This window comes from Selenomonas sp. KH1T6, from assembly GCF_900108415.1.
GTDB classification, from domain to species: Bacteria; Bacillota; Negativicutes; order Selenomonadales; family Selenomonadaceae; genus Selenomonas_B; species Selenomonas_B ruminantium_A.
Genome location: NZ_FNWN01000003.1, coordinates 164,568 through 185,593 on the forward strand (window position 1 = coordinate 164,568; position 21,026 = coordinate 185,593).

The following is a 21,026-nucleotide window of genomic DNA, read 5'->3' on the forward strand; positions in this document are numbered from 1 at the left end:
TTCCACCGTCTTCGACGGTCCCCCTCCCCCGCAAGCGGTGGAGGCAAGGCCTGCGGGGTGCTTTTCGTTTTTGGATTCACGTTAGTTTTTTACCTCCTGCGCTAAGCTAGGCGGTGGAAATAGATAAATTTTCGGCCCTTTGCAGAAGTTGGCACGCTGCTTGCGTATTTATTAGGCAAATGCTTCGGTGCGGGCTTCATCAGAGAGCCGAAAAGAAGCAGCAAACTGTAAGTTTTAAGAATGGAGAGATTTCAAAATGACTGAAGCAACTATCATGATCGAGAACAAGACCGGCATCCATGCACGTCCTGCATCCATCTTCGTGCAGACTGCAACCAAGTTCAAGTCCAAGGTTCAGATCAAGGCCAAGGGCAAGACTGTTGATGCCAAGAGCATTCTCATGATCATGAGCATGGGCCTTGTGAAGGGCACTGAGATGACCATCCTGGCTGATGGCCCGGATGAGGCTGAGGCAGTGAAGGCCCTGACCGACCTGGTGGCTTCCAAGTTCGGCGAGGAGTAATTTCAGAGGAATTGCTTCGGAGGCTCTCCCCAGAGATCCCGAGACAGGGGGCTCGGGGAGAGCCTTTATTTATGCCTTGCCCGTGAGGGGGAGGCTGTGCGGGAAACATTCCTAAATTTATGACATTGCTTTATTTTTAGTTATGTCTTTTTGATTACAGGGGGAAAAGAAAAATGGCAGTAACGATTCGTGGTAAGGGCGTTATCTCCGGTATCGCCGTGGGCAAGATCATGCTGGCAGGTCAGAACCTGGACGGCTACCTGGTGAACTATCAGCCGGGTTCTGTGGATGAAGAGAAGAACAAGGCCGAAGGCGCCCTCACTGCTGTAGCTGACATCCTTAGCGAGAGCGTAGAGCGCATGCAGAAGAACGAGGATCAGAAGGAGCAGGCTGCCATCATGGAAGCACACCGCATGATGGTGCAGGATCCTGCCCTCCATGACAGCATCATCAGCAAGATCGAGGAGCTGGGCAATGCTCCCCAGTCCGTGCTGAAGGCTGCTGAGGAACAGGCTGCCATGTTCGAGTCTATGGAGGATGAGTACTTCGCAGCCCGTGCCGTTGACCTCCGCGATGTGGGCAAGCGCATTGCCAAGTACATCCTGGGCGTCAAGGAGCCCGAGATTGGTGACGAGAAAGTCATCCTCTGCGGCCAGGAGGTAGAGCCCTCCGTCATCGCCGGCATGCCTACCGAGCAGATTGCAGGCGTGCTGCTGGGCGCTGGTTCCACCACCGCTCATGCCGTCATCATCGCCAAGGCTCGTGCTATCCCCACCGTGGTGGGCCTGGGCGAGAAGCTGGAGGCTATTTCCGATGGCGACCATGTCATCGTGGACGGCGAGCAGGGTGAGATTGTCATCAACCCCAACGAGGCTGAGCGCGCCAGCTACAACGAGAAGATCCAGAAGCAGAAGGAGCTGGCTGCCCACTACGCACAGCTCAAGGACTTGGAAGCTGTCACCACTGACGGCGTGAAGGTCGAGCTCATGGCCAACATCGGCTCCCACATGGACGTTGACAACGCCCTCACCTACGGCGCACAGGGCGTGGGCCTCTTCCGCTCCGAGTTCGTCTTCATGGGCCGTGAGGATATCCCCAACGAGGAAGATCAGTTCAAGGCTTACAAGGAAGCTATCGAGAAGTGCAAGGGCAACCTCTGCGTCATCCGCACCATGGATATCGGCGGCGACAAGCCCCTGCCGTACCTGAACATCCCCAAGGAGGAGAACCCCTTCCTGGGCTTCCGTGCCGTGCGTATCTCCCTGAAGCGCCGCGACCTCTTCCTGCCCCAGCTGAAGGCTATCCTGCGTGCAGGTGTCTACGGCAAGGCTGCCATCATGGTGCCTATGGTCATCAACGTGGCTGAGTTCAAGAAGGTCAAGGAGTTCATCGAGGAGGCCAAGCTGGAGCTGGAGCACGAGGGCAAGGCTTATTCCAACAGCGTGCAGGTTGGTATCATGGTTGAGACCCCGGCTGCTGCTGTCATGACCCCCGTCCTTGCCAAGTACGTGGACTTCTTCTCCATCGGCACCAACGACCTGGTGCAGTACACCCTGGCCTGCGACCGCGGCAACGCCAGCATCTCCGACCTCTACAACCACTTCAACCCCGCTGTGCTCAGCCTTATCCAGCGCACCATCACCAGTGCCCGCGAGAACGGCATCTGGGCCGGCATGTGCGGTGAGATGGCCAGCGACCCCAACGCCGCTGTGCTGCTCCTGGGCATGGGCATCAATGAGCTCTCCATGAGCGCTCCCTCCATTCCCCGCGTGAAGGAGAAGATCCGCTCCATCTCCTCCATCAAGGCCAAGGAAATCCTGGCTGACGTCATGAAGATGGAAGATGGCGACGAGATCAAGGCATATCTGGCCAAGGTTCTCTAAGAAATACTTTCCATTACAAAGAAAGCTCCCGCAATTGCGGGAGCTTTTTCTTATATGCAGGAATTTTCCTGTCAATGTAGAAATATTACCTTGTGTTACCATGACAAATGCTTTATAAATTGCTACAATAGAAGCAGTTGTAAAGTTGTAATTTATTGCCGGGAGGTAATATATGTGAGTCTGATGGATAATATACGCAAAGTCACCCCCTACACCCCGGGGGAGCAGCCTCAGCGGAAGGTCATCAAATTGAATACCAATGAGTCACCTTACCCTCCTTCACCGCAGGTGGTGGAGGCCATCAGGGGAATCAAGGCATCGAAGCTGCGGCTATATCCTGACCCGGACTGCCGGGAGCTTCGTGAAGCTTTGGCGGAGGAGTATGGGCTGGAGCTGGAGCAGGTGTTCGTGGGCGTGGGGTCTGATGATGTGCTCTCCATGTGCTTCCTGACCTACTTTGCAGGGAAGAAGCCCATTCTCTTCAACGATATCACCTATTCCTTCTACGAGGTCTGGGCTGATGTTTACCGCATCCCCTTCGAGACAGTGCCCCTGCGGGAGGACTTTTCCTTCGATCCTGCGGGCTTCATGAAGGAGAACGGTGGCATTGTCCTCTGCAATCCCAATGCCCCCACCAGCCTGGAAGGTGACATGGCGGATATTGAGAAAGTGGTGGCAGAGAATCAGGATTCTGTGGTCATCATTGACGAGGCCTATGTGGATTTCGGCGGCCGTACGGCCCTGCCGCTCCTGAAGAAGTACCCCAATGTGGTCATCGTGCGCACCATGTCCAAGTCCCGGGCCCTGGCAGGCCTGCGGGTGGGGTATGCCTTCGGCAGCAAAGAGCTTATCAAGGCGCTTCATGATGTGAAGTTCTCCGTGAACTCCTATACGCTGAATATGCCAGCTTTGGCCGCAGGCGTGGCCGCTGCCAATGACAGGGAGTATTTCGAGGAGACGGTGGACCGGGTGCTGGTAACCCGGGAAAAGACCAAGGAAGCCCTCAGAGGCTTTGGCTTCACGGTGCTGGAATCACGTACAAATTTCCTCTTTGCCAAACCGCCTGAAGGCACTTCGGCAGAGTCCCTTTTTGAGAAGCTGAAGGAAAAGGATATCTACGTCCGCTTCTTCAACAAGCCCCGCTTGTCTGATTATCTGCGTATCACTGTCGGCACCGATGCCGAGATGGAGCAGTTCATCAAAGTATTGCAGGATGTGCTTTGAGGGCTATTTAGGCCTCCACCGTTTACGGGGGAGGTGGCAGCCGTAGGCTGACGGAAGGGGGGCGTCGAAGTCGTTTTTCGTCCTCTCATTCCACCTTCCCTGCGAGGGGGAAGGCTTTTACATCATCAACACCCGGTCTGTTGCTCAGGGCTTCAGGCCGGTTGTTTTATTTTGTGCATTTTTCTGCTGGCAAAGTTCATGTTCTGGGGGTATGATAGGTAGGAAAAGTTTAGGGAAGAGAGGAAAGATAATACATGATTGACTTGCTTGATGTCCATACCCATACCATTGCCAGTGTCCATGCCTACAGTTCCATCCGGGAGATGGCGGAAGCCGGCAAGCGCAAGGGGCTGAAGCTGTTGGGGATTTCTGACCACACTCCCTCCATGCCCGGCTGCTTTGGGGATTTTTACTTCTGCAATTTCAAGGTCATTCCCCGGGAGGCAGAGCAGGGCTATGGCATAGATATGGTCATGGGGGCGGAGCTGAACATCATCGACTATAGCGGCTCTACGGATTTGCGGGGGGAATTCCTTTCCCGCCTGGACTACGCCGTGGCCAGCCTGCACGACCCCTGCATCAAGCCCGGCACGAAGGAGGAGAACACCGCTGCCATCTTAGGTGCCATGCGGAATCCGAAAGTTAAAATTATCGGCCACCCGGACAATCCCAAATACCCGGTGGACTTTGAAGCTGTCGCCAGGGCTGCGGTGGAAAACCACGTGCTGCTGGAGCTGAACAACAGCTCCTACACCCCGGGAGGCTCCCGCAAGGGCTCCAGGGAATTGGCAGGGGAGCTCATGGCGGCGGCCAGGCGCCACGGAGCCATGATGATCATGGGCAGCGATGCCCATGTGGAGTTCGATGTGGGCAATCACGCCTATGCCCTGGAACTGGTGCAGCAGTACGGCTTCCCGGAGGAGCTCATCATCAATTCTTCCCCTGAAAAGTTCAAGGAATGGATTGAATCCTAAAGTTCCTTAGCAGGGATGGAGCTCCTGGGTGGCGAATACATAAGAGAGAAACGGAAGTAAAATCGGCATATTGTGACTTGAAGTGTTGGGCTGTTGTATGGTTTTCATATAACAGCCCTTTTTCTAAGGAGGTACTTCCATGCTGCAGGAATGTCATAAGAGATATTGGGAAAGCGACAGGCTGGACTTGATTGAGTCCGTGAAGAAGCTTCTCCGCAGGAAAAAGAAGGAGTCGGAGGCAAGGCACGACAGCGCCATCTATATCCACATGCTCTTTCGCCTGATCAGCTCAGATACCGCCCGAGAGATTCGGGGGGCCATTGCCGAAATCATGCCGGAGGCAGTGGTGACAGGCATGACGGAGACTATCTATGTCAACGAGGATATGGAATCCATGCTGCGCATGAACATCACCTTCCTGCAGCACAGCAAGGTGAAGCTGCTGGAATACCTGGGGCCTCCTGAGGGCTATGAGGAGGCAGGCAGGGAAATGGGGGAGAAAATACACCACCTGCCCCTGGTGAAGGCTGTAGGTATCTACAGTGCAGGACTTTCCACGTATTTCCATAGATTCGTTTCCAGTGCATACTGCGGCAATGAAGATGTGCCTTTCTTTGGTGCCACGGCGGGCATGTTTGAGTTCAGTGCCGATGACAGCGAGCGGTTCAGCAATCTTTTTTTCTTCGATAAGTACAATGATGCAGACCAGCAGTATGTGGTGGGAGAAAAGGTTTATTATCAGGGCATCCTGGCGGTGGTGTTCTCGGGCGAGGAGCTTCATGTGAAGGTGGACTATATCTTTGGCTGGAAGCCCTTGGGCAAGGAAATGACCATCACTGAAACCTGCGGGCAAAACTGCATTTCCCGCATTGACAATATGCGTCCTACGGAGGTTTTCCGCCGCTATCTGAAGGTGAACCCGGACGAGAACTTCCTCTACAATATTTACGAATTTCCCATGGCTGTCCAGCGCAATGGCTGCATCATGGGCAGGGTGGCGCCCCGCTATGACCATGAGGGGCGGATCTACTTCAGCAGCGACGTGTACGAGGGGGAGAAGGTGCGCCTCACCTACGCCGTCCATGACGATCTGGTGCAGGAGACAGAGATTGCCAGTGAGTATATGTGGGGCTTTGCCCCGGAGGTCATGTATCTGGTGATGTGCGGCAACCGTACCGTTTTTCTGAAGGATAAGGCCCGCCTGGAGGTTGATGCCTTTCGCCGTTTTGCCAGCAATCTCATCTGCAACTATGGCACTTCGGAAATCTACTGCCATCATGGCAGAGGGGGCATCCTGAACAGTGCCCTGATAGCTGTGGGCATGCGGGAGGGAGAGGCCTGGCTGAAGGTCTGCGCCGATACCAGCACCCATCGGGGAATCCATGATGTCATCCCCCTGTCCGAGCGCATGGCGGCCTTTCTGGATGCGGTGACTGAGGAACTGAAGGAGAGCAATCGGGAACTGAAGGAAATGGCGGAGGCGGCTGAGGCTGCCAGCCGCGCCAAGAGCCAGTTCCTTTCCAACATGAGCCACGAAATCCGCACTCCCATCAATGCGGTGCTGGGCATGGATGAAATGATCATCCGGGAGGCCAAGGAGGAGAATATCCGGGAGTATGCGGAAAATATCCGCACGGCGGGTACGTCCTTGCTGGGCCTCATCAATGATATCCTGGACTTTTCCAAGATTGAAGCGGGGAAAATGGAGATCATTCCCGTGGAGTACACAGTGAGCTCCCTCCTCAACGACCTAGTGAATATGATTTCCCAGCGGGCGGAGAAGAAAGGGCTGGAGTTCAGAGTGGAAGCGGCAGAGGATGTGCCCAGCGTGCTGAAAGGGGACGAGATACGCCTGCGGCAGGTGGTCACCAATATTCTCACCAACGCCGTGAAATACACGGAAAAGGGCAGTGTCACCCTGCGCTTTGGCTGGGAAAAGGTGAATGAGCAGGAAATCTGCCTCTGCGTTGCCGTGCAGGATACGGGCATCGGCATCAAGGCCGAGGATATTGAAAAGCTCTTCCACGCCTTCGAGCGTATCGAGGAAGAGCGGAACCGCAGCATCGAGGGCACGGGCCTGGGCATGAACATCACCCAGAGGCTGCTGGAGCTCATGGGCAGCAGGCTGGAGGTAGAGAGCCAGTACGGCGAAGGCTCCGAATTTTCCTTCAGGGTGAAGCAGCAGGTGGTGGACTGGACCCCCATGGGTGACTATGAGCGGGCCTACTTGAACAGCATCCAGCAGAAAAAGGCCTATCGGGAGAGCTTCATTGCCCCGGAGGCAAGGCTTCTCATTGTAGATGATACCGCCATGAACCTCACAGTGGCCAAGGGGCTGCTGAAGGCCACCCGGGTGCAGATAGACACGGCTCTCAGCGGCTATGAGGCCCTGGACAAAGTTCGGGAAAAAGCATATCATCTGATCCTGCTGGACCACCGCATGCCGGGCCTTGACGGGGTGGAAACCCTGGCCCGCATGAGAGAGCTGGAAGAATCCCCCGGCTATCCCAACAAGGAAACCCCGGTCATCGTCCTCACCGCCAATGCTGTCAGCGGTGCCCGGGAAGAATACATGGCGGCAGGTTTTGACGACTACCTGACCAAGCCCATCGACAGCCAGCATCTGGAGGCAACCCTGCAGAAATACCTGCCCGGTGATTTGGTGCAGGCTGCAGAGGCGGCTCCCCCGCAGGAGGAAGAGGCTGAGCTGCCGGATTGGCTGCTGGCGGCTGGGGGCATAGATGCTGAAGCGGGAGTGGCCCACTGCGGCTCAGTGGCAGCCTATATGGATGCCCTGCAGGTCTTTGCCGAATCCATCGAAGGGAACGCCCGGGAAATCGAGGGTTTCTATCAGGTGGAGGACTGGGGAAACTACACCACCAAAGTCCATGCTCTCAAGAGCACGGCCCGGGTCATTGGAGCCGGGGAACTTTCCGAGCGGGCCAGACGGCTGGAAGATGCGGGCAACAACCTCTACTGCGAGGAAATCAAAGAAGGCACGGAGCCGCTGCTGGAGCTTTACCGCAGCTTCCTCCCCAGCCTTGCCCCCCTGCTGCCCCAGGAAGAAGACGAGAGCGGCAAGCCGCCAATCAGCGGGGAAGAACTCTCCGAAGCCTGGCAGGCTATGGGTGAAGTGGTCATGAGCTTTGATTACGACAGCCTGCGTTTCATGCTGGAGGAGATGTCTTCTTACCAGCTGCCCCAGGAAGAGGCAGAAAGGCTCAGGCAGGTAAAGGAAGCCGCCCGCCTGCCGGACTGGGAGAAGCTCAAGGAAATTTTGGGTTAAGGGCCGGGGAGCAAAGGGAAAAGGCTGTTCTCTGGCGAATATTGCAAGTTAGCGGATAATGAGCGTGAATGAGGGCACAAGCCACAGTCTGGCTTGGCAGGCCATAGGAAGGATGGGAGCCATGGAGAAGAAAATACTCCTGATTCGCAAGGGCAAGTCCTTTATGCTGAATACCATAGTGAAGAACCTGACGGCGGAGGGCTATGAGCTGATTGAGTCAGAGCCCACCATGGAAGATATATGCGACCACAAGGGAGATACGGAGCTTATCCTCATGTTCCTGGGAGAATACGTGGATAGTGTCACCTCAGCCCTGGTATATCTGAAGGATATCTGCACCGAGGAAGACAAGCTCCTGGTGCTGGTGGGCACGGTGCCGGAGATTGACACCGTAACCCAGACTATACCTGCGGCTTTGGTGGCGGCTTCCTTCCCCCGCCCCTTTGACATGAAGAAGCTTACGGCGCAGCTGGACTGGCTGCTGGAGGCCAATGACGATCTGGCCAAGAGAAAGAGCATACTGCTGGTGGATGATGACGGCACCTTCCTGAAGATGGTGAAGGACTGGCTTTCGGCCAAATACCGGGTGACCATCGTCACTTCCGGGGCCCAGGCCATGATGTACATTGCAGACAACACCCCGGACCTCATTTTGCTGGACTATGAGATGCCCGTGATTTCCGGCCCCCAGGTGCTGGAGATGATCAGGAGCGAAAGCAGGCTGGATGACCTGCCGGTGATTTTCCTCACGGGCAAGGGGGACAGGGAGAGCGTCATGAAGGTGCTGGCCCTGAAGCCTGACGGCTACCTGCTGAAATCCATGGAGCGCCCCAAGCTCATCGCGGCCATAGACGAATTCTTCGAGAAGCGGAAGTATCAGAAATTGCATGAGAGTAACGTAACCTAAAGCCCTGCCTGCCCCGTTTACGGGGAAGGGGGACCGTCGAAGACGGTGGAAGGGGGAAAGGGCATCCCCTGCACAAGAGGGGGCATTTCCAATAAGGGAGGAAAGCTCATGATACAGGAATGCCATAAGCTGTATTGGGAGACGGACAGGCCTGCTTTCATCAGTTCGGTGAAGAAGCTCCTGCGGGAGAAGAGGGCGGAGTCCGAGGCCCGTGGTGATTCGGCAGTCTATATCCACCTGCTCTTCCGTCTCCTTTGCCAGGTGACTGCCAGCCAGACCCGGGCAGCCATTGAAGAGGTCTTTCCCGAGGCTGTGGTGACGGGCATGACGGAGACCATTTACGGCAGTGACAGCGACGAGTCCATGCTCAAATTGAATATCAACTTCATGGAGTCAGCAGATGTGACCCTCCTGGAATACACCGGCTCCCCTGACCTTTATCAGGAAGCGGGAGTGGAACTGGGGCGGCGCATCCGCCGTATGCACGATGTGAAAGCTGTAGCGCTCTATTGTTCGGGGCTGTCCGTGGGGTTCTATCGTTTTGTCAGGAATCTGGCTAAGGGCAACGAGGATATTCCCATCTTCGGGGCTACCGCTGGCATGTTTGAGCTCAGTGCAGACGGCAATGCCAGGTTCAGCAATCTCTTTACCCTCAATGAAAAAAATGATGTGGAGCAGCAGTATGTCATCGGCAGCGGCATGTACCGGCAGGGCATTGTGCTGGCGGTGTTCACAGGCGTTGACCTCCATGTGAAGGCAGATTACGTCTTTGGCTGGAAGCCTTTGGGCAAGGAAATGACCATCACTGCCACCAGGGGAGAGAACTGCATTTCCCGCATCGATGACATACTCCCCGTGGAAGTCTATCACCGCTATCTGAACGTGATTCCCGATGAGAATTTCGTCTACAATATCTCCGAGTTCCCCCTGGCAATCAAGCGCAATGACTGCATCATCCCCAGAGTTCCCCCACGCTATGACGAAGATGGCTGCCTCTATTTCAGCGGTGATGTTTACATGGGGGAAAAAATCAGCCTCACCTACGCGGTGCATGATGATTTGCTGCAGGAAACGGAAGTGGCCAGCGAATATATGTGGGGCTTTGCACCGGAAGTGCTCTATATGGTGGCCTGCGGCAACCGCACTTTGTTCCTGAAGGAAAAGGCTCCCAAGGAGATTGAAAGCTATCGGCGCTTTGCCAGAAACCTCATCTGCAATTACGGCACCTCCGAGATTTACTGCTATCATGGCAAGGGGGGCATACTCAACAGTGCCCTGGTGGCGGTGGGCATGCGGGAGGGGCCTCCCAATCTGAAAATCAGCGAAAACAATATGTCCCAGCGCCAGGAACACCGCATCATACCCCTGTCCGAACGCATGGCCACCTTCCTGACTGCTGTCACGAAGGAACTGGCAGACAGCAATCGGGAACTGCAGGAAATGGCCCAGGCTGCCGAAGCCGCCAACACTGCCAAGAGCCAGTTCCTGTCCAATATGAGCCATGAAATCCGCACTCCTATCAACGCGGTGCTGGGCATGGACGAGATGATCCTCCGGGAGACGAAGGAGGACTTCACCCGGGAGTATGCGGAAAATATCCGCACAGCGGGCACGGCTCTCCTGGGTCTCATCAACGACATCCTGGATTTCTCCAAGATTGAGGCGGGGAAGATGGAAATCATCCCCGTGGAGTACGCCGTAAGCTCCATGCTCAATGACCTGGTGAATATGATACGCCAGCGGGCAGAGAAGAAAGGGCTGGCGCTCTTTGTGGAGGCGGCGGAGGATATGCCCAGCATCCTCAAGGGGGATGAGATACGCCTCCGGCAGGTGGTCACCAACATCCTCACCAATGCCGTGAAGTACACGGAAAGAGGCAGCGTCACCATGCGCTTTGGCTGGGAAAAGACAGGGGAGAATGAAATCTGCCTCTGCATAGCCGTGAAGGATACAGGCATCGGCATCAAGGAAAAGGACATGGAAAAGCTCTTCCACGCCTTCGAGCGCATCGAGGAGGAGCGGAACCGCAGCATCGAGGGCACGGGGCTGGGCATGAACATCACCCAGCGGCTGCTGGAGCTCATGGGCAGCCAGCTGGAAGTGAAGAGCAAGTATGGCCAGGGGTCGGAATTCTCCTTCAAGGTGAAGCAGCAGGTGCTGAACTGGGCCCCCATGGGTGACTATGAGACGGCCTACCTCAACAGCATCAAGCAGAAGACGGCCTATCGGGAAAGCTTCATCGCTCCGGAGGCCAGGCTCCTTATCGTCGATGACACGGCCATGAATCTCACCGTGGCCAAGGGCCTGCTGAAGGCCACTCAGGTGCAGATCGACACGGCTCTGAGCGGCTATGAAGCGCTGGAGCGGGTGCAGGGCATGGAATATGACCTCATCCTGCTGGATCACCGCATGCCTGGCATGGATGGGGTGGAGACGCTTCACGCCATGAAGAAACTGGAGTATATTCCCGGCTACCCCAACAAGAACACTCCCGTCATCGTCCTCACGGCCAACGCCGTCAGCGGCGCCCGGGAGGAATACATGGAGGCAGGCTTTGACGATTACCTCAGCAAGCCCATAGATAGCCAGCAGCTGGAGGCCACCCTGCAGAAATACCTGCCCGGTGACAAGGTGCAGGCTGCAGAAGCAGCCCCGCCTCAGGAAGAGAAGTGCGAGCTGCCGGATTGGCTGCACGAGGTCAATGGCATAGACTGCAAGGCTGGCGTAGAGCACTGCGGCTCAGCTGAGGCCTATATAGATGCACTCACGGTCTTTGCCCAGTCTATCGAAGCAGCAGCCAACGAAATCGAACGCTTCTACAACCTGCAGGAGTGGGATAGCTACACCACCAAAGTCCACGCCCTCAAGAGCACGGCCAGGGTCATAGGCGCCAGCGAGCTTTCCGAAAAGGCCCTGAGGCTGGAAGATGCAGGGAACAACTGCTACTATGACGAAATCAAGGTGGGCACGCCCCCCTTGCTGGCCCTTTACAGGAGCTTCCTGCCGGAGCTTTCACCCCTGCTGCCCCAGGAGGAAGATGCAGGCAATAAGCCGCCTATCAGTGAAGAAGAACTGGCCGAGGCCTGGGAAGCCATGGGGGAAGTAGTGGGAAGCTTCGACTACGACAGCCTGAACTACATGCTGGAAGAATTATCTTCCTACCGCCTGCCTGAGGCAGAGACTGGGAAGCTGAAAGCCGTAAAAGAGGCTGCCCGTCTGCCGGATTGGGATAAGCTCAAGGAAATCTTAGGCTGAAACTTAATAAAAAGCAAAAAGTCCTGTCCTCGTGGGCAGGGCTTTACTTTTAGTGAAGAAACATAAAAATTTTTTTAAGGAAGTATTGCATAAAACCCAGCAAAGTGCTAGGCTATGACCATACCCGAAAGGAGGCAATTATCATGAATGTACTGAATGCAGAGCGCAGCGCCTGGACTGCGCGTGAAATCACCCTGACGGCCGTAATGACGGCGGCGGTGTTCCTGGCCACCTTCCTGCCCAAGATTCCCATTCCCCTGGGCTATGCCCATCTGGGAGATGCGGTCATCTTCCTGGCCCTTTGCCTGACGGTCCGCCGGGAAGCCCTCATCGCCGCCTGCCTGGGCTCCATGCTGGCCGACTTCATGGGAGGCTTCGCCCTGTGGATGGGGCCGACGCTGCTCATCAAATGGCTCATGGCCCTGACCTTCATTGAGATTGCCAATCCCAAAGCCGACCACTTCCTCACCTCCCCCCGCACCCTCATAGCCCTGATCCTGGCCTGTCTGGTCATGGCTGCCGGCTACACCCTCTTCGGCGCCATCCTCTACAACAGCCTCACCGCAGGCCTGGCCTCAGCCCCGGGGCTGCTGGCCGAGGGCGTAGTGAACATCCTGGCCTTCTACGTTTTGGCAAAGCCGTTGGAGAAGGTGAGAGGGAAGTTCTAAAAATAGAAGCTATCCCTTACTGATTTACTTTTCCCTTAAATTTATCTATAATATAAGGGAAAAGCGAGGAGGTAAGGGGATGCGACAGTTCAATTATACAAAAATCCAGGAAATGACCTGGGATTACGAGATCCTGGGTTATATTGCTGCCATCTACAAGGAAGCAGGGAAGCAGGAACTTTACCTGAGGCAACGGCCGGAAGAGCTGGGAAAGCTGGTGGAAATCGCCAAGGTTCAAAGCACAGAGGCATCTAACGCCATTGAGGGGATAGTGACCACTAACACCCGTATCCGGCAGCTGGTGGAAGAAAAAACCACACCCAGGACCCGGGACGAGCAGGAAATAGCTGGCTATCGTGATGTGCTGAATATTATACATGAGAGCTTCGATGCCATTCCCATCACTCAGAACTTCATCCTACAGCTCCACAAGATCATGTACAGCCATATGGCAAATTCCATGGGGGGCCGTACCAAGAATGTGCAGAATTATATCAGTGCCACTTATCCGGACGGGCATACGGAAATACTGTTCACCCCGTTGACTCCCTATGAAACGCCGGAAGCGCTGGACAAAATTTGTGCAGAATACAACCGCGTGATTGGCAATGCGGAGGTAGAGCCGCTGATAGCCATTCCCATCTTCATCCACGACTTTCTCTGTATCCACCCATTCAATGATGGCAATGGACGTATGAGCAGGCTGCTGACCACTCTTCTTTTGTACCGCAGTGGTTTTTATGTTGGGAAATATATATCCCTGGAAGCTAAAATAGCCAAGCGCAAAGATGGTTATTATGACGCGCTGCGGCAGTCGCAGCATGGCTGGCATGAGGGCAATGAAAATGTCGTTCCCTTCATAAAATATTTCTTGAGCACCATCATTGCTGCCTACAGGGATTTTGAAGACCGCTTCGCCCTGGTGGATAAGAAACTCCCTGCTCTGGAAATGGTACGGAAGGCATCTATGCAGAAACTGGGACGCTTTTCCAAGCAGGATATTAGAGAGTTGTGCCCCTCCCTCAGTCTGAGTTCTGTGGAAGGTGCGCTTCGCAAATTGGTTGAAGAAGGGTATTTGGGCAGGGAAGGAACGGGACGGTCTACCCGGTATATACATCTAAGGTAAATGGGCTCAAGATTCCGTATAAGACGTTTTAGACATTTGATATAAGAAGCCCGGGCAGATGATTTGCCCGGGCTTTTTGAGTATGCGTGAGTTACATTGTCATACATTTCATGAGGTAGACAATTCAAGGGTTAAAGTCCCTGAGTATCTGGATTTTGCTTGGCTGGAGGGGATTGTCAATGCTGTAACTCATCGTGAGTATGCTATGAGTGGCAACTTCATAAAGGTCAGTATGTATGATGATAGGTTGGAAATAGAAAGCCCCGGCCGTCTTCCTAATCTGGTGACGTTGCAGAACATCAAGGAGACGAGATATTCTCGTAATCCACGCATTTCCCGTGTGATGACAGAATTTGGCTGGGTGCGGGAACTGAATGAAGGGGTAAATCGCATTTACAACGATATGGCAGAATTCTTTCTGGACGCCCCTGTCTATAGCGAGCCGGGAGAATCTCTAAGGCTGGTACTGAAGAATAATATAGTCATGCGTAGAATGCGCCAGGAATTATATGCGGTAAACAATGTAGGTATTTCTATGTGGAAGCAGTTGGATGATATAGAACAAGCCATTATGGCTTATATATTGAATCGTGGGACTGCTGGCCGTGCGCAGTTGGCGGCCTATGTTGGCAAGTCGGATAACACTGTCAGGACAAGGCTGAATGCCTTGATGGACAAGAATCTTATCAAGGCAAATGGCGGTACATATGATCCAAACCGTACTTATGAGGCTGGTGCGTTGCTGACAGACTGAGGCTTTTGCGAGGTTCAGGGGCTTTTTTGCGAGGCTTGGGCTGTGTTGCGGGGGCGTTATGTTAGGCAACCCTTTATTCCAAGCCATTTTCGCGCTTGAAAAGCTGAAATGGTTTTTGCGAGGTTCAGATGGTCTTTTGCGAGGTTGATATGTTCTTCTGGAGATTTGCTGACATATGAAAAAATCCCGCGGGGGAGAGGGGCAGTGTTGTTGTCTTTTTCATGGTGAGCAGCCAGGGGCAGCGTGGCAGCAGGAGATATACCGAAAAAATATTAAGGGTGAAAACGGGAGATATTGGCAGTAAATGGGAGATATAAGGAGATAAGCTGAAATAGACAGAATATTCGGGGGGGCGCTTTTGGGGATTGCGGGGAAAAGCGCTTTGGGATATACTGAAAATGGGTATATCCTTTTATGACATTCGTATTTACGGAATTCATAATTGATAGATAACGTGGAAGGAGATGAGGACACTGGGTAGGGCAGGAATGCGTATGAAATGGGGCTTGTTGACTGGGCTTATGGTCATCATCAGTGCGGTGGCTTTTGTGGGATGCGTAGATAGCGGAAAAGCGCTGCAGGAGAAATTTAAGGCCAGGCATAAGATTGTGGCCTATGGCGTAATGGACCCCCAGATATCAGCCCAGCAGATCATTGCCGAGGAGAAGGGCTACTTCCGGGAGGAAGGACTGGAGGTGGAAAACAGGCTGGTACAGTCGGGAGGCGAGATTCCCGCACTCATCAGGAGCGGTGAGGCGCAGGTGTCCTTTGAATCACCTTACACGGTGATGACACTGGTAGCTGAGGGGGTGAAGGTCAAGGTCGTGGCTCCCATGGCAGATATTGGCGATACACAGTGTGTGGTGGCCCGGAAAGACTCTGGCATTGTGAACGGCAAGGACTTTGAGGGCAAGCGCATTGGCATGGCAGAGGGCTCCGGCATCCTGCTGGCCCTTCGTAACATGTGCTACGAACTCAAGGTGGATATGGACAGGATTACCTTCGTGCCCCTTAGTCCACGGGACCAGCTGCAAGCCATGGAAGCTGGCACAATTGATGCCATGGCCTGCTGGGAACCCTGGGTCAGCAACGCACAGGCAATGGGGGGGACGCTCCTGTTCAGCGGTCTGCAGTCCTATCTGGGGGACAGGCAGGGGGAGGTTGACTGGCTCAGTTTTTACACCACCATGCAGATCACAGACGACTATCTGCATGAGCATACGGAGGACGTGAAGGCCATGCTCAGGGCGCTGGAGAAGGCCACAATTTTCATCAACGAAAATCCCGAAGAAGCAGCTGCTATCATTGCCGGCAAACTAAATCTGGAAAAAGATCAGGTCAGCCATATCATGGAAAAAAATTATTACAGTATGTCCATCGATCAGCATTTCAGGTCTACTTGCGAGGAAGTGAGCAGCTTCATGATGAAAATGGGCCAACTGCAGGACGTTCCCATCTTTTGGGATTATGTGAATCTTGATTACTTGAGAGCAACAAACAGGTCACTGGTGACGATAAAATAAGAGTTGAGGCCTTTGGGACTGGTTGAGGATCCATTGGCTGTGCAAAGAAAACACGCTCACAGGGAAATCCTTGTGAGCGTGTTTTTTTAGGTCGTTTGTATTTATTTTCGCTTCGGTGGCGTTAGTCCTCCGTGCCCAGGTCTTCGCCGTTGCTTTCGATGACCCTCTTGTACCAGTAGAAGGACTTTTTCCGGGAGCGTGCCAGGGTACCCTTCCCTTCGTTGTCCTTGTCCACATAGATGAAGCCGTAGCGCTTCTCCATTTCGCCGGTACCGGCGGAAACCAGGTCGATGGGGCCCCAGGGGCAGTAGCCCATGAGGTCTACGCCGTCTTCATCTACAGCCTTCTTCATCTCAGCGATGTGAGCCTTGAAGTAGGCGATGCGTGCGTCGTCTTCGATGAGGCCGTCGGCATTGGGGGTCTCGTGGAGGCCGATGCCGTTCTCTACAATCATCAGAGGCAGCTCATAGCGCTCCTGCAGCACGTTCAGCATATATCTGAGGCCCACGGGGTCGATGGGCCAGCCCCAGTCGGACTCCTCGATGTAGGGGTTCTTCACCCCGTCGAAGAAGCCGCCCTGGAGGTTCTGCTTGCGCTCCTCCACGGAGGTGGTGGCGTGGCTCATGTAGTAGCTGAAGGCGTAGTAGTCCACGGTGCCCTCGGCCAGGGCTTCCAGGTCTCCGTCTTCCATCTCCACCTTGTAGCCCTTGAGCTCCCACTCTTTCAGCACATAGTTGGGATAGTGGCCGCGCACCTGCACGTCGCCGAAGAAGAAGCTCTTGTCCATTTCCTTCAGGGCCGCCATCTGGTCCATGGGACGGCAGGTCTCGGGATATACCGGAGTCATGGCCAGCATGCAGCCAATCTGGAAGTCCGGGTTGATCTTGTGGCCTTCGATGACGGCCTTGGCAGAAGCCACGAATTCGTGGTGTGCCACCTGGTACATGACGGCCTTCTTGTCCTCGCCCTCTTTGTAGAGCACGCCGCTGTTGGTGAAAGCGGTGAAGGGCACATTCAGCTCACGCTGGTTGTTGATCTCGTTGAAGGTCATCCAGTACTTGACCTTGTGCTTGTAGCGCTCGAAGCAGACCGTAGCGAAGCGCACGAAGAACTCGATGAGCTTGCGGTTCCTCCAGCCGCCGTATTCGGTGACCAGATGGTAAGGCATCTCGAAGTGGGACAGGGTGATGACCGGCTCCATGCCGTATTTGTGCATTTCGTCAAAGAGGTCATCGTAGAACTTCAGGCCCTCTTCATTGGGCTCGGTCTCGTCCCCTTTGGGGAAGATGCGGGTCCAGGCGATGGAGGTGCGGAAGCACTTGAAGCCCATCTCGGCCAGCAGCGCAATGTCCTCTTTATAGCGGTAGTAGAACTCGATGCCCTCATGGTTGGGGTAGTTCTTGCCGGGGAGCACGCCCTCGGTGATTTCACGGGGCACCCCGTGACGGCCAGCGGTCATGACATCGGCAACACTTACTCCTTTGCCGCCTTCCTGCCAGCCGCCTTCCAGCTGATGGGCAGCTACGGCGCCGCCCCATAAGAATCCTTTGGAAAAACTCATATTCAAATCTCCTTGTGTTGTCAAATATATAGCCTTCCCCTTGGGGGGAAGGCTTTGGGGGATTACTTCCCGAGTTCCTTGAACTTCTTATAGACCTCGATGAACTCCTGGGCGATGGTCTTGAAACCCTCGGCGCTCATGAGCTGATCCTCAGCGTGGAGAATCAGGAGGGAAAGGGTGCTGCCGGGGCCGCCTTCGGCTTCCTGCTGCAGCAGGCCTGCGTGGGCATTGTGGCCCTCCACGAAGACTTCGTCGCCTTCCTTGATAAGAGCCTCGGCGGCTTCAAAGTCGCCCTCCTTGGCCTTCTGGATGGCCTCGATGTAAGAGCTGCGGGCGGTGCCCACGGAGGAGATGATGTTAAATGCTACCAGTTCCAAACCTTCCACTTTTGCGTGTCCTCCTTCTTAGCCGATGAGCTTCTTGGCAGTTTCCAGCACGCCCTTGCCGTCCATGCGGCCATAGAGCTTCATGTCGATGGCTTCCACAGGGATGCCCGGGCAGGCAGCTTCCACCTTGCTCTTGGCAAAGCGGACCTGGGGGCCAAGGAGGATCACATCAGCGTCAGAAGCCTTGTCCTTGGCCTCAGCGGTGGGGTATGCGGCAATCTCGCACTCGAAATTCTCAGCGGCAGCAGCCTCCTGCATTTTCTTTACCAGCATAGAGGTGGACATACCAGCGGCGCAGAGAAGAATGATTTTTTTCATGATGATGCACTCCTTTTATACGATAAGTAACTTATGGTTTGATGGTTTTAGTTGTTCGCAGATGCGGGAGAAACGTTGCTGTCAGAGGCTTCTTCTGCTTCCTCCCCCTGTTCCTCTTTGTAGAAAGCGTTATCCTGTGCCTTCACGAAGGGGAAGTAGATGGCGGTGGCGGCGGCCAGGCCCAAAATCTGCACTACAGCACCCTGCCAGCCGTTCATGAGGAAGCCGGCGATGATGGGGGGCGTGGTCCAGGGCACCTGGATGGCGCTGAAGGGAGCCATGAAGCCGATGGCGATGGCGCCGTAGCAAATCAGCATGACAGCCAGCTGAGCCAGGCAGAAGGGAACCAGCATGTAGGGGTTGAAAACGATAGGCAGACCGAAGATGATAGGCTCATTGATGTTGAAGAGACCGGGGACGGTGCCCAGACGGGTGATGGTCTTCATCTGCTGGGAACGTGCCACCAGGTAGCTGGCGATGAGCAGACCGAAGGTTGCGCCGCAGCCGCCCGGTTTCATCATGGTATCAGTAATCTGGATGGTGAGGATATGAGCGTCGGGGTTGCCCAGGAGGCTCAGGCCTGCATCAAGGATTTTCTGGTTATCCAGAGAGTTGGCAATCATCAGGGGGTTCAGGATGCCGCCCACCACGTTGGGGCCGTGGATGCCAGCCCAGAAGAGGACAGTCATCAGGAGGGAGAAGACGGTGCCGCCTACTACCGTATCAGACAGGCCCTGCAAAGGAGTCTGAATCACGGCGAAAATCAGCTCCGGGAAAGTGGTGGCTCCCATGAAGTGGCAGAGGCCGTAAATCACAGAAGCTGCCGTAAAGAGGATGACGCCGGGGGTCAGGGCCTCAAACGCGCGGGCCACGCCGCCGGGAACAGCGTCCGGCATCTTGATGCCGATGTGGTTCTTCTCGCACCAGCAGAAGACTGCGGAGGTGAAGAAGGAAATCAGGATGGCGGTGATGACGCCGTTGCTGCCGCCCCAGAGCTTGGGGATGACATTATCTGCCATGCCGCCGCCTTCCACGGCCACGGAGGCAGGCATCACGATGATGAAAGCGGCCAGGGCCAGGATGGAAGCCATGATGGCGTCGCACCCTTCGGCCTCTACATATTTGTAGGTGATGGCCAGCACCGCGATGATGCCCAGGATGTTGAAAGTACCGCCGGCTACGGCGTTCAAGGGGTCAGTCCAATGGGGGCCGAACAGCCCGGCCATGAACTCGGGGTAGCCCGGGATAGGCAAATTGGCAATCAGCAGGAACAGGGAGCCGCAGATGGTGAAGGGGGTGGTCATGATAAAACCGTCCCTCAAGGCGGCTACCGCTTTGTACTCGGCGAAGCGAGCCATGAATTCGACAAATTTGTCGAACATCTCTTGTTTCGTCATTGAGGTAAGCCTCTCTTTCTCAAAAGCATTGATCCTAAATCCAAAACTATGATTTCACCAGGTCCTCCTCGCGCGCCGGGGGACTGTTTTCCTTGGTATGGTCACAATATAGCATATAGATTTTGCATGTTCAAGGGATTCAGACAGTTCTGGAATGGCGTTTCAAAAGTAATAAAAAAATCCGAAACAGGATAAAACGCTGTTTCGGAAACCGTTTTCTTTATTGCTTTAATCTTGTTTTACTATAGAACTCCGTGAATCAAGCTCGTAGCGACGCTCTGCAAAAGCAGAGCTAGTCCCTTTAAGGAGGCGCAGTCTGAGCTTAGTGCACTATTGTTACCAGAGCCGGTCCTTGGAGTCGGGGCGGCCGATGTAGCCCTCGAAGGCATCATAGAAATCCTCTATTTCCCCAAAGTGCCGGGCGATAAGCAAGCCCACCAGCACATCGAAGTAGTAGCGCACTCCCACGCTGAAGATATTGCCGCCGAAGTCCAGATACTCAAGAGAATTGGCCACATAGAGGAATTCATCGCAGAAGGCAGCGATGGGAGCATCTTTTGCCCGGGTCAGTAGGGCGGTGGGCACATGGCGCTCCTTGAGGATCTTGGCGGTGCGCATGAGCCGCTTGTTCTCCCCGGAACGGCTGATAAGGATGGCAAAGTGGCTCTTGTCGGAAATCATGGCCTGGGAGAGCTGGGTGTTCATGGCGTTGTGGGCCAGGGCCGTTTTCTTCACCTGCAGCAGATTGTAGACGGCTGTTTCCGCCAGGGCGTAGTTCTGGTCATAGGCATAGATGTCGATGACGGAAGCTTTTTCCATCATACGGGCAATCCTCTCCAGCTGGGCTATATCCATTTCGTTGCGGGTTTCCTCTATGGCTTCTATTTCCAAAGCCGCCATCTTCCGCACGATGTCCCCCACGGAATCCTTGTCCGTGATGGGGCGGCTGGCCATGGAGGAAAAGGTCTGGTCAGTGGTGGCGCGGCTCATCTCGCTCATGAAGCGTATCTTGAACTCATTGTATCCCTTCAGCCCCAGCTTTTGGCAGAGCCGGAACACCGCCGCCGGGCTGGTGAAGGTACGCTCCGCCAGCTCTCTGATGGAACTGGTGGCTATTTCCTGGGGATTCTTCAGCATATAGTCAATGACGGACTGCTCCGTAGGGGAGAAACGCTCCGCCTCCTGCATGGCTTTCAGTAGTCGCATGGGATAGGGGGCCTCCTTGAAATTTTATAACGCCA

Annotated in this window: 16 protein-coding genes; 11 read left to right on the top strand and 5 right to left on the bottom strand. The window is 54.7% G+C overall.

What is annotated here, in order from left to right; all coding sequences use genetic code 11:
- The first annotated feature begins 256 nt into the window (after nt 1-256).
- The 11 genes from BLW59_RS03390 to BLW59_RS03440 all read left to right on the top strand — a co-directional run bounded on the left by BLW59_RS03390 (nt 257) and on the right by BLW59_RS03440 (nt 16,123).
- Nucleotides 257-523 carry an HPr family phosphocarrier protein gene (locus BLW59_RS03390; protein ID WP_029541788.1) on the top strand — a complete coding sequence of 89 codons (267 nt, stop codon included), beginning with the start codon at nt 257-259 and terminating at the stop codon, nt 521-523.
- A 173-nt stretch (nt 524-696) separates the two neighbouring features.
- The gene (ptsP, locus tag BLW59_RS03395) at nt 697-2,406 is read left to right on the top strand and encodes a phosphoenolpyruvate--protein phosphotransferase (protein WP_029541786.1); all 1,710 of its coding nucleotides are present in this window, start codon (nt 697-699) and stop codon (nt 2,404-2,406) included.
- A 183-nt stretch (nt 2,407-2,589) separates the two neighbouring features.
- Nucleotides 2,590-3,630: a histidinol-phosphate transaminase gene (gene hisC, locus BLW59_RS03400; RefSeq protein ID WP_318258292.1), complete on the top strand. Its 1,041-nt coding sequence runs from the start codon at nt 2,590-2,592 to the stop codon at nt 3,628-3,630.
- A gap of 254 nt (nt 3,631-3,884) precedes the next feature.
- The gene (locus tag BLW59_RS03405; protein ID WP_074696184.1) at nt 3,885-4,604 is read left to right on the top strand and encodes a phosphatase; all 720 of its coding nucleotides are present in this window, start codon (nt 3,885-3,887) and stop codon (nt 4,602-4,604) included.
- A gap of 139 nt (nt 4,605-4,743) precedes the next feature.
- Nucleotides 4,744-7,890, top strand: a complete 3,147-nt coding sequence (locus BLW59_RS03410; RefSeq protein ID WP_074696186.1) for an ATP-binding protein — start codon at nt 4,744-4,746, stop codon at nt 7,888-7,890.
- Between the two features lie 121 nt (nt 7,891-8,011).
- Nucleotides 8,012-8,797 (top strand): response regulator, encoded by a 786-nt coding sequence (locus BLW59_RS03415; protein ID WP_029541778.1) that lies wholly within the window; start codon nt 8,012-8,014, stop codon nt 8,795-8,797.
- A 108-nt stretch (nt 8,798-8,905) separates the two neighbouring features.
- Nucleotides 8,906-12,052 (top strand): ATP-binding protein, encoded by a 3,147-nt coding sequence (locus BLW59_RS03420; protein WP_139283523.1) that lies wholly within the window; start codon nt 8,906-8,908, stop codon nt 12,050-12,052.
- 143 nt (nt 12,053-12,195) lie between these two features.
- Nucleotides 12,196-12,720 (top strand): ECF transporter S component, encoded by a 525-nt coding sequence (locus BLW59_RS03425; protein ID WP_074696190.1) that lies wholly within the window; start codon nt 12,196-12,198, stop codon nt 12,718-12,720.
- A gap of 79 nt (nt 12,721-12,799) precedes the next feature.
- The gene (locus BLW59_RS03430; protein ID WP_074696192.1) at nt 12,800-13,846 is read left to right on the top strand and encodes a Fic family protein; all 1,047 of its coding nucleotides are present in this window, start codon (nt 12,800-12,802) and stop codon (nt 13,844-13,846) included.
- A gap of 82 nt (nt 13,847-13,928) precedes the next feature.
- The gene (locus tag BLW59_RS03435) at nt 13,929-14,600 is read left to right on the top strand and encodes an ATP-binding protein (RefSeq protein WP_318258279.1); all 672 of its coding nucleotides are present in this window, start codon (nt 13,929-13,931) and stop codon (nt 14,598-14,600) included.
- A gap of 494 nt (nt 14,601-15,094) precedes the next feature.
- Nucleotides 15,095-16,123 carry an ABC transporter substrate-binding protein gene (locus tag BLW59_RS03440; protein ID WP_074696194.1) on the top strand — a complete coding sequence of 343 codons (1,029 nt, stop codon included), beginning with the start codon at nt 15,095-15,097 and terminating at the stop codon, nt 16,121-16,123.
- Between the two features lie 121 nt (nt 16,124-16,244).
- Here BLW59_RS03440 and BLW59_RS03445 read toward each other — a convergent pair whose 3' ends face one another.
- From BLW59_RS03445 to BLW59_RS03465, 5 genes are all read right to left on the bottom strand, one after another.
- Nucleotides 16,245-17,684 (bottom strand): 6-phospho-beta-glucosidase, encoded by a 1,440-nt coding sequence (locus BLW59_RS03445; RefSeq protein ID WP_074696196.1) that lies wholly within the window; start codon nt 17,682-17,684, stop codon nt 16,245-16,247.
- 62 nt (nt 17,685-17,746) lie between these two features.
- Nucleotides 17,747-18,070: a PTS lactose/cellobiose transporter subunit IIA gene (locus tag BLW59_RS03450; protein ID WP_029541764.1), complete on the bottom strand. Its 324-nt coding sequence runs from the start codon at nt 18,068-18,070 to the stop codon at nt 17,747-17,749.
- 18 nt (nt 18,071-18,088) lie between these two features.
- Nucleotides 18,089-18,388 (bottom strand): PTS sugar transporter subunit IIB, encoded by a 300-nt coding sequence (locus tag BLW59_RS03455; protein WP_074696198.1) that lies wholly within the window; start codon nt 18,386-18,388, stop codon nt 18,089-18,091.
- 47 nt (nt 18,389-18,435) lie between these two features.
- On the bottom strand, nt 18,436-19,785 hold the full coding sequence (locus BLW59_RS03460; RefSeq protein ID WP_074696200.1) for a PTS sugar transporter subunit IIC: 1,350 nt from the start codon (nt 19,783-19,785) through the stop codon (nt 18,436-18,438).
- 336 nt (nt 19,786-20,121) lie between these two features.
- Nucleotides 20,122-20,991, bottom strand: coding sequence for a MurR/RpiR family transcriptional regulator (locus BLW59_RS03465; RefSeq protein WP_080705898.1), 870 nt, complete (start codon nt 20,989-20,991; stop codon nt 20,122-20,124).
- Between the last annotated feature and the right edge of the window lie 35 nt (nt 20,992-21,026).